Origin of the sequence: Myroides odoratus (assembly GCF_001549985.1) — a bacterium.
GTDB lineage: Bacteria > Bacteroidota > Bacteroidia > Flavobacteriales > Flavobacteriaceae > Flavobacterium > Flavobacterium odoratum_A.
The window spans coordinates 131229-144233 of the sequence record NZ_LROZ01000001.1; the positions used below are offsets into that span (position 1 = coordinate 131229).

14 protein-coding genes are annotated in these 13005 nt (G+C 37.3%); 7 read left to right on the plus strand and 7 right to left on the minus strand.

The genetic code is table 11. The features are described 5' to 3' along the window. The first annotated feature begins 162 nt into the window (after positions 1-162). Positions 163-813 carry a DUF6266 family protein gene (locus AWV75_RS00630; protein ID WP_060872549.1) on the plus strand — a complete coding sequence of 217 codons (651 nt, stop codon included), beginning with the start codon at positions 163-165 and terminating at the stop codon, positions 811-813. 5 nt (positions 814-818) lie between these two features. Here the strand turns inward: AWV75_RS00630 and AWV75_RS00635 are convergent, their stop codons facing one another. Further along, positions 819-1265 carry a hypothetical protein gene (locus tag AWV75_RS00635; protein WP_060872550.1) on the minus strand — a complete coding sequence of 149 codons (447 nt, stop codon included), beginning with the start codon at positions 1263-1265 and terminating at the stop codon, positions 819-821. Positions 1266-1313: 48 nt separating this feature from the next. Here AWV75_RS00635 and AWV75_RS00640 point away from each other — a divergent pair, with 48 nt between their 5' ends. The 5 genes from AWV75_RS00640 (at position 1314) to AWV75_RS00660 (ending at position 4880) form a co-directional block, all read left to right on the plus strand. Then, positions 1314-2030, plus strand: coding sequence for a DUF1963 domain-containing protein (locus tag AWV75_RS00640; protein ID WP_060872551.1), 717 nt, complete (start codon positions 1314-1316; stop codon positions 2028-2030). A 295-nt stretch (positions 2031-2325) separates the two neighbouring features. Next, positions 2326-2757: a MarR family winged helix-turn-helix transcriptional regulator gene (locus AWV75_RS00645; RefSeq protein ID WP_060872552.1), complete on the plus strand. Its 432-nt coding sequence runs from the start codon at positions 2326-2328 to the stop codon at positions 2755-2757. Between the two features lie 14 nt (positions 2758-2771). Beyond that, positions 2772-3653 (plus strand): alpha/beta fold hydrolase, encoded by an 882-nt coding sequence (locus tag AWV75_RS00650; protein WP_060872553.1) that lies wholly within the window; start codon positions 2772-2774, stop codon positions 3651-3653. Positions 3654-3701: 48 nt separating this feature from the next. Continuing rightward, positions 3702-4349 (plus strand): DUF4272 domain-containing protein, encoded by a 648-nt coding sequence (locus tag AWV75_RS00655; RefSeq protein WP_060872554.1) that lies wholly within the window; start codon positions 3702-3704, stop codon positions 4347-4349. 27 nt (positions 4350-4376) lie between these two features. Next, the gene (locus tag AWV75_RS00660) at positions 4377-4880 is read left to right on the plus strand and encodes a YfbM family protein (protein WP_060872555.1); all 504 of its coding nucleotides are present in this window, start codon (positions 4377-4379) and stop codon (positions 4878-4880) included. A 57-nt stretch (positions 4881-4937) separates the two neighbouring features. Here AWV75_RS00660 and AWV75_RS00665 read toward each other — a convergent pair whose 3' ends face one another. The 5 genes from AWV75_RS00665 to AWV75_RS00685 form a co-directional block, all read right to left on the minus strand. Further along, on the minus strand, positions 4938-5549 hold the full coding sequence (locus tag AWV75_RS00665; protein ID WP_060872556.1) for a GNAT family N-acetyltransferase: 612 nt from the start codon (positions 5547-5549) through the stop codon (positions 4938-4940). Positions 5550-5732: 183 nt separating this feature from the next. Further along, complete coding sequence (locus AWV75_RS00670) at positions 5733-7163, minus strand: RtcB family protein (RefSeq protein WP_060872557.1); 1431 nt, start codon at positions 7161-7163, stop codon at positions 5733-5735. Positions 7164-7268: 105 nt separating this feature from the next. Continuing rightward, a complete protein-coding gene (locus AWV75_RS00675; protein ID WP_060872558.1) occupies positions 7269-8327 on the minus strand; it encodes a nucleotidyltransferase domain-containing protein in 1059 nt (352 codons plus the stop codon). Beyond that, entirely contained in the window at positions 8324-9076 is a 753-nt protein-coding gene (locus AWV75_RS00680) for a nucleotidyltransferase domain-containing protein (RefSeq protein ID WP_060872559.1), read from the minus strand. Before AWV75_RS00680 ends, AWV75_RS00675 begins: the two co-directional genes overlap by 4 nt. A 57-nt stretch (positions 9077-9133) precedes the next feature. Next, positions 9134-10228, minus strand: coding sequence for a slipin family protein (locus AWV75_RS00685; RefSeq protein ID WP_060872560.1), 1095 nt, complete (start codon positions 10226-10228; stop codon positions 9134-9136). A 731-nt stretch (positions 10229-10959) separates the two neighbouring features. Here AWV75_RS00685 and AWV75_RS00695 point away from each other — a divergent pair. Then, on the plus strand, positions 10960-11982 hold the full coding sequence (locus AWV75_RS00695; protein ID WP_060872562.1) for a helix-turn-helix transcriptional regulator: 1023 nt from the start codon (positions 10960-10962) through the stop codon (positions 11980-11982). A gap of 45 nt (positions 11983-12027) precedes the next feature. Here AWV75_RS00695 and AWV75_RS00700 read toward each other — a convergent pair whose 3' ends face one another. Beyond that, complete coding sequence (locus AWV75_RS00700) at positions 12028-12945, minus strand: hypothetical protein (protein ID WP_060872563.1); 918 nt, start codon at positions 12943-12945, stop codon at positions 12028-12030. Between the last annotated feature and the right edge of the window lie 60 nt (positions 12946-13005).

Below are 13005 nucleotides of genomic sequence, written 5' to 3' on the forward strand. Positions count from 1 at the left end.
TCTTCTCAGACTTTTCTCGTTTCAACTATTCAACTATTCTTCCTTTCATTTTCTCCCGTACCCTCAGTAAACACTGCATTTATTTTTTTTTATCCTGCTTTGATGCGTTAACTTTTTCGGCTGTACTTTTTCAATACCTTACCACTTTAAAAAAGTAGAACTATGGCAGAATTAAGAGAAAGTATCTTTGGAGGAATAAGTGGCAAAATTGGAACTTTTGTAGGGGTTCAATGGAGAGGTAGAAGTTTATTGCGCTCGAAACCTGGAAAATCATCAAAAAAAGCAACTCCAGCCCAAAAACTCCAACGAGACAAACTTCGTTTAGTGTCTGGTTTTGTGCGTCAAGTGAGTGAAGCAGTGAAGCTTTACTATCCGCATGCAGTAGTAAACGGCAAAAGAATATCAGGGAAAGAACAATTAATGTCCTTACTGATGAAAAAGGGAATTGAGGAGATTGATGGAGAACCTCATCTCCTTATCGATCAAGCACTACTCGCTGTAGGAACACTACCTGCAGCACATACTGTAGAAATTCAGCAAATTGCAGCAACCACAATATGCATCACTTGGGATACTTCTTTGATGAATATTCTCGCACATCAGGAAGATAAGTTAACCTTGTGCGTCTATTGCGAAAAGCAAAACAACTGCTTGATTGGCTTTCAAATAGTTGAACGTCAAAAAGGAAAGGTTGAGCTTCCTATTTTATTTTTACCAAAGGTTCAACGCCTCCACTTTTGGACGATTTGGGAGTCTTCTCAAGAAAAGAGGAATAGCTCTAGTCAGTATCACCTGTTTGAGAAAGAAGACTAGTTAATCTACGATGACTTGATTGAGCGTTTGTATATCCCCCAACTCCCCAACAAAAACAAACCACAACCGCCCAGCACCCACCAAAGGCTGTACCCTGCTGTTGCGTATAGGGATTCAATCGTTGTATACGTACTCCAGCCAGCCTCTCGATCTTCAAAGATTCCCCAATCGATCCAAAACCAAAGCAGAGCAACAAACAAACCGTGAAGGATAAACTGAATCCGTTGTTGGTTGATGCGCTGTATCAGAAGTAGCAAAAGCAGATACAGTATACTAGTAATACCAACAGCCCAGAACACATCCGTATAAAAGTCAAAGGAAAGATTACTTGACGGTTGATCTTTAAAAGGTGCCATGGACAAGATGGCTTGCAAATACCCCAGTCCTATAAAGAGTACAAGGTGAAAAAAGGCAGTAGTCCAGCGTGTGTTTTTAATTGGGCGATGATTCATCTTAAGGTAAAACTAATTATCTTTAATTTTCAGTTTAATTCATAACGAATGTACGATAAAACCATTGATATTATCCGCTTTGAAGCGGCGAAACAGCAATACTTTCCTGTTTCATTGGGTAAACAGAATTGGATGAAGGCACGCGATGTTCCTCATACGGAACTTGAAATCCCTTTAGGACATTCTCGCTACGGAGGGCCAGTGATTGATTTACCACCAGGGGTAGAACATCCCGAAGGATTGCGCTTTGCGGGTCAATTAGACCTCGCTCAATTTGCTCCTTTTGATCCATATGGATTATTGCCAAAAACAGGACAGCTTCTCTTTTTTGTGGATATTATGACGGACGAAGGTCAAGTCATCTATGCAGATGTAAAAAATGAAGATTTAGTTCGAATTGTTGTGGAGCATGAGGACAACTTTTTTTACGGAGTATTAATCGATCGCATTTATGCGGATGTGGACCAGTGGAGTGACCGCTACTACCTACCCGAAGAAGATTATGAAGAAGAAGATGCAGATGAGGAGGGGTACTACTGGGATTATTTTGGTGGTACACTTCGCTCGAAAATCTTTGGTTTTTTTACCCATTGCCAATTAGGAAAAGAAGAAATTGAAGAAGTAATGGAGTCTGACAAAATTGTACTCTTTCAAGTGGGTGAAAATGAATTTAATGATGAAGGCGTTTTCTCTGTACTCATTAACAAAGAAGATTTAAAAAATCGAAATTTTGATCGCTGTTCCTTTTATTGGGCACAGTCCTAACTTATACTTCCCTTCTTTTTTATCCCAAAGGATCTAAAAAGAAGGGATTGTTTAGCAATAAACCTCCTTTCGAAAACAAAAAACAGAGAAAATGCTTTTGCAGATATTGAAGTACAACTGAGTTTTTAGAAAAGATGTAAGATTTACTTGATTTACGAGGCTTGCTCTTTCACTTCTCAGCACGGAACAACAGCAATAATAGAAATGCCTAAGAACTAAAAATTCCTTGGCATTTTTTTATTTCCCTTTCCTTCTATATATTTGCAAAGTATTTGACTAATCAAACACTTTGCAAATGAAAAACGAATCTTTATCTCTCCTATTTAACTTAACTAAAACCCAATCGATACTACAGCGAAAGTTTGATCGATTGAGTATGCACGGTTTAGGTTATACGGATTTTATGTTGCTGCATCTGCTCGCTTCTACATCAGAACAGCAAATGCGCCGCATTGACTTGGCAAGTCGCATTGGTTTAACTCCTTCTGGTGTGACGCGTTTATTGAGCCCTTTAGAAAAAAATGGATTAGTAGGACGCGAAAGTAATGCCAGAGATGCCCGAGTGAGCTATGTTGTACTAACAGCAACAGGACAACGCGTTTATGAAGAGGCTAAAGTTACCGCAGAAGCGCTAGCAAACGATATACTCCCAAAAATCACAGCGAATCAACTCCAAGCCATCATGGCATTGTTCAAACAGATTGACCCTGATTTTACTACTTTCTAATTTTATTTTCCCACATGAAAAAAGTAATAATAAACAAGATAGAACTTTGTTACCAAACTTTTGGTCAACCACAACATCCTGCGATTCTACTTCTCAGTGGATTGGGCACCGCATTAACGCGATGGACTGTTCCTTTTTGTCAGCAACTTGTTGAACAAGGGTATTACGTCATTCGCTATGACCAACGCGATACAGGATGCTCTTCTTTTACCCCTCATTCTTTTGCACATGCAGGAGAAGTCATGGAAGTACTCCAAAAAGGGAAGGCAGAAGCGCCCTTTTATACCTTATACGATTTAGCCACTGATGCCATTCACCTCTTGGATCACCTCCAAATTGAACACGCGCATATCATGGGACGTTCAATGGGGGGAATTGTGGCGCAACTCTTAGCGAGTACATATCCCAATCGCGTATTGTCTTTGGTGATTATCATGTCTACTTCTCTCCATCCCGCTTTACCCCAAACAACCCCTGAGGTGATGCAACAAATGATGACACCACTTCCAAACTATCACACAGCGAAAGAGCAGCATATACAAGCGCGACTTGCCTTCCTTCGTCGTATTAGTAGTACCGATTTACCTTTAGATGAACAAGAGGAAATACAACTCATGGAAGAAGATTTTCAACGCAATGCAACGCCCAACAATACGCTACTCCATGTATGTGCCATCGGATTTACGCCTTATACCAAAGAAATAACAGCAAATATCAGTTGTCCTACACTTATTGTTCACGGAACTATTGATCCTATTTTTCCCAAAGAACACGGTTTAGACTTACATGCTGCTATTCCTCATTCAAAATTGGTATTAATTGAACATATGGGACACGATTTACATGCTGATCGCTATACACTCCTATTGGATGCTTTTAGCCAAAATCAGGGATAATAAACTTGTGTATTTCTGTTATCTTTATCCCAAACAAAAACAACTGCTATGAATCTTACAGAAGAACAGCGTATCGCAATCAAAGAAGCTAATATTGCGCGTATTGCAAAAAAGAACTACCGCTATATTGATTGGTTACCCATTTTAGAAAACCCCAATCTACGCAGCCAGGATGAATTAATTGGTAGAATGTCTGTCTTAAATGCCTTGATTAATATTTCATTTGAAGCTCCTGTTCACCTCGTTCAACAATGGATTGAAGATCAACAATTGTCTCATCACTTATCTACTTGGGAAAAAGAAATTTTAACCAAAACACAAGCCGATTTAGATCAATATGAAATCAATACACTCCGTTGGTATTTAGAAGCATTATGGGCTTTGATGTGGGCGGCTAAAATGATTCCTCATTTAGATGAAACCCAGTGGAATGAAGAATCAATGGCCTCGATGCTACCTAACTTAGAAGATGGAGAAGACAATAGTCGACTACAACAAGTATTGACCATGCGCACAGCTGAAGATATTTATACCCAACTTGACTTCTATTATCGTTTGCACTGGTATTGTGTGGATGAACGCCTCCAAGGCCATGAAGCAATCATTAATGAGGGACTTGTCTATGAACGTCGTCGAGCCTTAGAATGGTTAATAAACAAAGATACAGATTGGGATGAAATCGAAATGGGTACGTAATAAGTAAACAATCAAAAAAGATAAACGATGAGTATGATAGGTAATCTGCTTCGTGTTTCAGAAGCTGACTTAGAGCGCTATAAAGCAAACAGTTCATTATTTGAAGATCGCATCTACAACGAGTATGATGAAAATGATGATGCCATGGTTGATTTAGACAAAGCCTGGCACGTACTCGCATTTCTCCTAGGAGAAATGCAAGATAGATTTGAAGATCATCCCATGGCAGGTTTAATCTTTGGTAAACATACGTTAGATGAAAATCAAGATGTAGGGTATGGTCCTGCACGCTATTTAACGGTTGATGAAGTACAAGAACTCAATCAGGCCTTAACTCAATTATCCGATGAAATACTAAAGAAGCGTTTTTCACCTGCTTTATGTGAAGAACAAGATATTTATCCTTCTTTTTGGATGGGTGAAGATCCAGCAGACTTATGGGAATACATCCAAGATAATCTCCATGTACTTCGTACCACCTATCAAAAAGCGGTAGATCAAAATGAAGTAATGATTACCTATTTGAACTAGATAAAAAAAGCCTCTTGTTACAACAAGAGGCTTTTGTGATTATTCTTTATATCCGTGTTATTTTGCTGCAATCAACATTTCTATTTTATTTTTCACATCCTTCCATTCGGTATCCAAAATACTGTAATACGCAGCATTTCGCGTCGTTCCATCTGCTTGAATCTTATCTTTTCTTAAAATCCCTTCAAACACTCCGCCTATCTTTTCAATGGCTTTTCTTGAACGAATATTGGTGTCTTTTGTTTTCAGTTGTACGCGATTCACTTGTAAAACCTCAAAACAATACACCATCAATAGTAACTTGCATTCCAAATTAACAGTTGTTCCCCAATATTCCTGCGTAATCCAAGTCCAACCAATCTCTAATTTCTTATCCAATTCGTACATTTCAAAAAAGCGAGTTGATCCCATATATTGACCCGTTTCTTTATTTACAATAACAAAAGGATACTGCAGACCTTGTGCTCTAGCTTTTATAGCCTGTATATAATTGGCAAAAAACGTTTCTCGTTCAGAACAATCTGAAGGAACTAATCGCCATAATTCTTTATCAGACGCTAACGTATATAACTCTTCCAAATGATGAAGTTCCAAGGGAATTAATTGTACCATGTTTCCCTCTAAAACAAGAGGATAAGGAATCCAAGGGGCTTTTTTTGTATCAGTCATCTCAATCACATTTAAGGGGTTTACCTTTTAATTTGCCTGCGAAAGTAAAACAAACAAATCAAGAACTCGAGTAGGAGAGATCAAAAATGACGAACTACACGCTCCTTTCCATTTCTCCATTCATCCAGTTAAAAGACAAATAGCCATTTGCCTTTTTTATTTCTTCTTTTCAGTATCATCCAATTAATCTTCTCTACTTCCGTCATCAGCCATACGGACAATTTTAGGTGTAAATATTGCTACGACATTCACCAAATCGCCTTGGGCGGCCATCACCTGATGAATATCCTTATACGCCATCGGAGCTTCATCTTTTCCTGCGCCAATGAGTTCTACACCGTGATCGGATAAAACGGCTTTAATATCGCTTGATTTTAGCGTTTTAATCGCTTGTGTTCGACTCATCTGTCGTCCTGCTCCATGTGAAGCTGAATTCAACGCCTCTTCTTCTCCCTTTCCACGAACTAAGAATCCAGGAGCAGTCATGGACCCTGGAATAATTCCCATCACACCTTTACTCGCAGGTGTAGCTCCTTTACGGTGTACAATCACCTCTTCTCCTTGGTACATTTCCTTCCACGCAAAGTTATGGTGGTTTTCAATTTTAGCTAGTACCTCCGCGCCAATGGCTTTCGTCAATTTAGCGTGAATCACCTCATGACAAGCCGAAGCATAATCCCCTGCGAGATTCATCAAAGCCCAATATTCTTGTCCCGCTTCCGAATTCATATCTAAATAAGCTAAATTCTTTGCTTCATGTGGCAGTTTACAGTATTCCTTTGCAATTTGCGTATAACGTCCTGCAATCGTTGCTCCCATTCCACGAGATCCTGAGTGGGTTAACAATGCTAGATACGTTCCTTTTTCGATATTCAATACCGCATCACGTTCCATGAACTCCATCAATCCCCATTCCACAAAGTGATTTCCGCCACCAGATGACCCCAACTGTTCCCATGCTTTATCTTGTAAATTCTTAATGAAAGGATTCAAATTGAATTCCCCACGATCCAAAATATCATGTTCTGCTTTGTATTGTCCATGAAATCCATGCCCTGCACCAAATTTGGTATGTTTCACCAATTGTTCTTTTAATAGGGCTTCCATTCCATAGAACTCAATCCCTTTGATATCAAAAATCGACAACGCCATCCGACATCCAATATCAACGCCCACACCATAAGGAATAACAGCATTTTCCGTTGCTAATACCCCTCCAATAGGCAATCCATACCCTTGATGAGCATCTGGCATCAAAGCCCCTGCAACAGCCACAGGTAGTTTTACGGCTATTTCCATTTGTCGAATCGCCCCTTCTTCAATATGATCAGATCCATAGATGCTATAATGAACGGCCTCTTCTCTTAAGGGAATCACTTCTTCCTCTACCTGTTGTCCCACGCCTTCGATAATGGCCGTAGCTAATTTTCCAAACACTTTGTGATTGATATAATCCTCAGCCTGAGTTAAAATCATTTTATAATGGGTCAACATCTCCACTTTTGTTAACCCTGTTCGCTTTTTATTTATTTTTAATGCAATACCCAACAATGCTGTTTCTGGGTATCCTAATGCGATTAAATCGTTTCCGTTTATTTGTGTATTTTCTTTCATTTTTTTGTTTTTTTGGGGTGGTGGGTTATGAGTGAACGTTGAACGTCCCTAAATATGGTTGACCGTTTTTAAACATTAACTCTTCCTCCCTTAACTCTTAACCCTTTAACCATAAAGCTCTTCTCTTATCTCAACAACTATTCTTTCTGCGAGTGCTATACTAGGTTTACTCAACAAAGTTGAATCCGCGTAATACTGTTCTATTTCCTCGTTCAACTGAGTCACTTTATCCAATAACTCCTCATAACTGTAATGTCCTGCTTTAATTTTGAGTAGTTCCTCTCGATATGGTGTAAAGATTTGTAGTGTATTATACTTGAATACATCACGTACAATAAGCATTAATCGAATTGTATGCATCATGTTCTTACTGTCATATCCACCTCCGTGATTTACTGTCGTTTGATAGCGGGTTTCATTTCGTTTCTCCATCCAATCCCAGTATTCTTTATACTGTTTGCAATAACTAGAGTATTCATCCATTTTACACAACAAATATGCTTGTATTTGCTCTTCTTTGGGAATACTACTCAGGCACACTTGATTAGACTCATCCAAACGCACAATTCCCTTATAGCCTTTATCACCTTGCTCATCGTAAAACAAAGCATATAGATCTTTTATGTGATTAACTTTAACCAATCCGCATTGTGCTTGATGTTTATTATTCACATGCAGCCATTTTCTTAGCTCTACAGTTTTCTCTCCATCGAGAACATAACAAAAATCCAAAAGCTCTTTGCGTTGTTTATCCATAGGGTGAAAAACTTTTTTATTCAATCCTTTGGCTTTTTTTATCTGACTCATAGCATAACCTGCAAAGGAATCTTTGGTCAATTTAGATAAAAAATCCGCTAAGCGAATCTTATCGAATATGGGATGCTTAAACAATACAAATTCCTCCGGTGTAGCTAAAAGTTCTAATATATTTGGATTATTCTTACTCAGCAATTCAATAAAACGCCCCAACTCATAGTATACAATATCATTCGTTTCATTGCTAATTTGAGGAATATAGTTCAATCCATAAAATTGTTCTTTCGGCAGATAGAATACTCCGCGGATATCTGTATCCGAATCCTTTGTAGCCAAACCATAGGCTCGACTTCCACTTATACATTCAAAAAGCACCAATCCTTGAGCTTTCATTTCATCAATTGTCATTTTATAATTTCTTTTCTAAAAAACAGATTCGCTTGTTCTACATCAAAATATCCTTTACTTTTTGTTACTGTTGATCGAGATAGTTTCTCATATAAATCATATACATAACTTTTCAATATAGAATTCCAAACATACCAATCTTGTTCTGTTCCACTTTCTTTTATTCTGATTAAACTTAGAATATATTCTTTTAGTTCCTTGTCCTCAACAAGAACGAGTAAAGGTTGAAATTCCATGGGAGCAATGCGATTCATTTGAACATTCCAGTGCGCTGACAATAAAGCTCTCAAAATATAGAATAAGGTTTTATACTTTATTTGTTCTCCTGTTATACTACTCATCTTCTTCTTTGCTAATCCCAAATAGTGATGCGCATGCGTTTGTTGACAATAATACAATTGACATAACTCCCATAATTCTTTTTGGAAACCTTCCTTTTCTTTATACACAATAGGTGATTGTATCCATTCAAAGATTGTTGTATTCGACTTAAGCAGTAATCCCATAACCTTCTTGATATCCCAAGCATTAAAATCCCACGTTTCATCAATAGGCAGGTTTAAAAAATCTTGCACATCTACAACACTTAAATACGTTTCATGTTCTCTTTTGTAAATTAAGCGAACATCGTAATCGCTATCTAGTGAAGCAAATCCCCAAGCTCTACTTCCTGATTCACAGGCATACAATACTTGTATTGCATAAGTAACTTCTATTTCTTTTATCTTTTGTTCTATTATCTTTTTCATTTTTTTTTATGAGTTATGAGTTATGTAAACCGCTAACTCTTAACTCTTACCCCTTAACTATCTTCCAAATACTTCTTTCAGTTGTTTCAATACATTTCCACCACCAGACAAGCTAATTTCTCCCACTTTTTCTGCAATTTTCTCAATGTATTCCATCTCTTTCAATCGCATCAACATTTCATTTTCTTCCATTAATTTAGCTGTATTCAACAAGCTACGAGTAGCTGCTGTTTCTTCCCTTCTAGTAATCATATTCGCTTGTGCCTTTTTCTCAGCAATCAAAACTTGATTCATAATCTCACGAATATCTCCTGGTAGGATAATATCTTTAATTCCACAAGCTTTTATATCGATTCCCAATGCAGCAACGTTTTCTTTTACATCAGCTAAAATGGCTTGAGAAACATTTTCTTTGTTTTCCATTAGCTCATCAAAAGACATACGTCCTACCTTTTCTCTCAACATCAATTGAATGCTATTGTACAATTGTTTTTCTACTTCTTTGTTTTCGACATAAGCCAATAACAAATCACAAAACTGATAGACAATATTGAAATTGATACGCAACTGCACTTTGTCTTTGGTCAAGATTTCTTGTCCATTCATATCCATCGTTTGCTGACGTACATCGACAACGAGCATTTGAACTTTGATTTCATTTTTCCAATAGCAATAATCCCCTGCAGTCAGGAATCCTTGAAACTGTTCATCAACAAACAATAATCCTTTCTCATTTGCACCAACCGTGTACATTCGCAGGAAGTTGAGCATATTCCCTTTGTTTCTAATGTTTCGAGCAATCGTTGAGGGTACTTCTAAACCATCCATTGCAAAACGCTCAAAAGTGTAGATTTTCGCTTCTTTCCAATATACATATCTTCCAGCACCTAAGGCTGTAAAGAACACTTTGTTTTTATAGACAAGTACAACTTCGTTATCTAGTACATCAACAACCGTTACAAGCGCGGCGAACTGCTTATTTTCTAACAAAGCATCCAAGTCTCTACGCATAGGAAACATTTCCGCTTGATTGAATTCCATCACTTCTTTTTGTCCCCACAACCAATACTGACCTGTAGGATAAACTTTTTGCAACTCTCCTTGGTTAAAAACTAGTGCAACGTGATTTGTTTTTACTTGTAACTTTTTCATAACTATATTTTTTATTTTTTAAATCATTTTGAATAAGAACAGTTTAACTAGATTTCCCTTCACTAGGCGGAAAAAGAAGTTCGCTTTGAAGTTGAATCATTTGTGTATAGCCTAGAATCACGCAGCAAGCGAGTTATTCTTTCTATATCATCCCTGATTTTCCTTTCATATCGTAACTTGTTTTTACAAGCGTTGATCCGGTGTTTTTATGCGGGTTATCCGAAGACTTCCAACCTAAAAACTGAAACACTAGTTGACTGAACTTTTTTATGGAGGAGATTTTTTATTGAAGTTCTCCATCTTCACCTAAGATTGCTTTTAAGGCAATGGTATTCTACTCTAACCAACTGAGTTACATTGCTGTTGCAATGGTAGGATTCGAACCTACGACCCAAATACATACTAAACCACTAGTCATCCATCTAAAGGAAGTGAGGAGTCGAACCTCAATATTCTACTTGACCAAACAGGATAAGATAAACGATGGTCCCTTACTTCCGCGCTATACTGAAACGCTTCCTAGGTTTGTATCTTTCGAACAGTACAAAGATGCACTCCATACTACGCAAACAACATGCGTAGTTAAAAATATTTTTTATTATTTCCCCAAAACACTATATACCAACAGTTTAAAAATTATTTTATTTTTTAAAATTATCAACTACGCACATACACTGCGTAGTTTAACCAAAAAAGAGTATATTTGAAATGCAATTCAACTAAAAAATTTCATGGCTACAAATAAACTTGCCTTGTTACGCTACCGTATTCTTGATGAATGTTTACAAAATAGATTCAGAAAGTGGACACTAGATGACCTAATCGAAAAAGTAGCCGATGGATTATATGAATACGAAGGAATAGATACAGGAATCAGCAAGCGTACGATCCAAATGGACATACAGACCATGCGTAGCGATAGCTTGGGGTATAACGCTCCTATTGTGGTCGTGGACCGTAAATACTATACCTATGAAGATCCGCAATACAGCATCAAAAACTCTCCGATCAACGATGCTGATATGGAGAAACTCAAAGAAGTCGTAGCGATTTTAAAACATTTAAATGGGTTTAGTCAAGTAGATGAGATGAGTGAAGTGATTGCAAAACTTGATAATAATTTACTCACACGCAGTACGCAAGCGCCCAATTACATTCAGATGGAAGGTAATCCTTTATTAAAGGGAATTAAGTTTATTAGCCCCTTATATGAAGCCATAAAGAACAAACAAACGTTGCTGATTGAATACAAATCGTTTAAATCGAAAGAAGCGTCTAAGAATCTCTATTATCCATATTTACTGAAGGAATACCGCAATCGATGGTTTTTGATTACCCGAAGTAGCAAAAACAAACATTTACTTACTTTGGCATTAGATCGCATGACCAATGTATACACTATTGCTAATGAGCCATACAAAGAATACCAAGGAGTTAACTTTGATCGTTATTTTGAAGATACTTTAGGCGTAACAAAAACAGAACAAGACCGCGCACAGAAAGTTATTTTATGGGTGAATCAATATCATGCACCTTATGTTAAAACAAAACCGTTGCATAGTTCACAACAACTGTTAGAGGAAAATGAAAAAGGAATCAAGATTCGTTTGGATATAGTATTGAATTTCGAATTGGAACGCGAAATCTTGGGGTTTGGCGAAGCGATAATCGTACTATCCCCTCGGCATTTACAACGACAGATTGCTAAACGCGTGGAGAAAATGCATCAACAGTATTTGAAAGAGGAAATATAACCAACCTATAAAAGAAAAGAGAAGTTCAAGAGCTTCTCTTTTCTTTTATATTTTTTCTTGAAATTCAAGCAACTTGCGTTTTACTTCTCTTGATACTTCGTTTTCATCAATGGCAAGAACTAAATCTTTTAAGTCCTGACGATTGGATAACGCAGCGATAATTCTACTACCTAATTGAAAGAAAGGGAAGCCTTTATCTTTTAATGACGCTTGCTTTAGCTGCTTGGATACAAAATCTAGTATTTCTTTGTCTTGTGCATACTTTAGATGATTTAATACCTTCAAATCCATTACATTGATTTCATTTTTATCGAAAATGATTTGACGTACTACTTTATTCTGCTCTGCAGTAACGGAATAAGGATTCGCTACAAGATTTCGTTCTATTGTACGATCCACTTTCTCGTTGAGCAATTCAAAAAAACCATCCCAGCGCGTTAACGGCTCTTTGATACAATCCACCATCCAATTAATAAACTGTTGTTCTTGTCGCCCCGGATTCGAGATTGCTAAAACAGCTTGTAAGGCGATTAACTTCTCTTTATACAGGTAATAATCAGCTGTAGTTACTTCTCTTGCTCCATAAGACCAGGAATAAGGCCAATAAAAATTCTCTTTCTCATCTTTATTCAGAAAAAGCAAAACGTCTTGTCCTTGTTTAAAATCAAAAGGCTCTGGACACATCATCCCAATATAATGGGCAATACAAATTTCCCTTTCCATTAACTCCCCTTTTAGTTCTTCCTGTATAACGACTTGAACCCAGGTATTATATAACCTTGGTGGTTTTGTCACGTCATACTCTTCTTCTACAGGTATAAAACCAACGACTTTTCCATATACCAGATGATCTGCTCCTTTATACAAATCACTTAAAGTCTGCGGAAAAATAGGATATGCCCACAAAGAGTCACAACTTCCCCACAGAAAGAATACAAGAATAAAAAACAAATACTTCTGCATACGTCTTAACTTAAATAAACAAAGGATAACTATTCTAAGATACTACATTCAAAATAAAAA

Coding starts and splice junctions, on each gene's coding strand:
- AWV75_RS00630 (WP_060872549.1), top strand. CDS start 163: ATGGCAGAATTAAGAGAAAGTATCTTTGGAGGAATAAGTGGCAAAATT.
- AWV75_RS00635 (WP_060872550.1), bottom strand. CDS start 1,265: ATGAATCATCGCCCAATTAAAAACACACGCTGGACTACTGCCTTTTTT.
- AWV75_RS00640 (WP_060872551.1), top strand. CDS start 1,314: ATGTACGATAAAACCATTGATATTATCCGCTTTGAAGCGGCGAAACAG.
- AWV75_RS00645 (WP_060872552.1), top strand. CDS start 2,326: ATGAAAAACGAATCTTTATCTCTCCTATTTAACTTAACTAAAACCCAA.
- AWV75_RS00650 (WP_060872553.1), top strand. CDS start 2,772: ATGAAAAAAGTAATAATAAACAAGATAGAACTTTGTTACCAAACTTTT.
- AWV75_RS00655 (WP_060872554.1), top strand. CDS start 3,702: ATGAATCTTACAGAAGAACAGCGTATCGCAATCAAAGAAGCTAATATT.
- AWV75_RS00660 (WP_060872555.1), top strand. CDS start 4,377: ATGAGTATGATAGGTAATCTGCTTCGTGTTTCAGAAGCTGACTTAGAG.
- AWV75_RS00665 (WP_060872556.1), bottom strand. CDS start 5,549: ATGACTGATACAAAAAAAGCCCCTTGGATTCCTTATCCTCTTGTTTTA.
- AWV75_RS00670 (WP_060872557.1), bottom strand. CDS start 7,163: ATGAAAGAAAATACACAAATAAACGGAAACGATTTAATCGCATTAGGA.
- AWV75_RS00675 (WP_060872558.1), bottom strand. CDS start 8,327: ATGACAATTGATGAAATGAAAGCTCAAGGATTGGTGCTTTTTGAATGT.
- AWV75_RS00680 (WP_060872559.1), bottom strand. CDS start 9,076: ATGAAAAAGATAATAGAACAAAAGATAAAAGAAATAGAAGTTACTTAT.
- AWV75_RS00685 (WP_060872560.1), bottom strand. CDS start 10,228: ATGAAAAAGTTACAAGTAAAAACAAATCACGTTGCACTAGTTTTTAAC.
- AWV75_RS00695 (WP_060872562.1), top strand. CDS start 10,960: ATGGCTACAAATAAACTTGCCTTGTTACGCTACCGTATTCTTGATGAA.
- AWV75_RS00700 (WP_060872563.1), bottom strand. CDS start 12,945: ATGCAGAAGTATTTGTTTTTTATTCTTGTATTCTTTCTGTGGGGAAGT.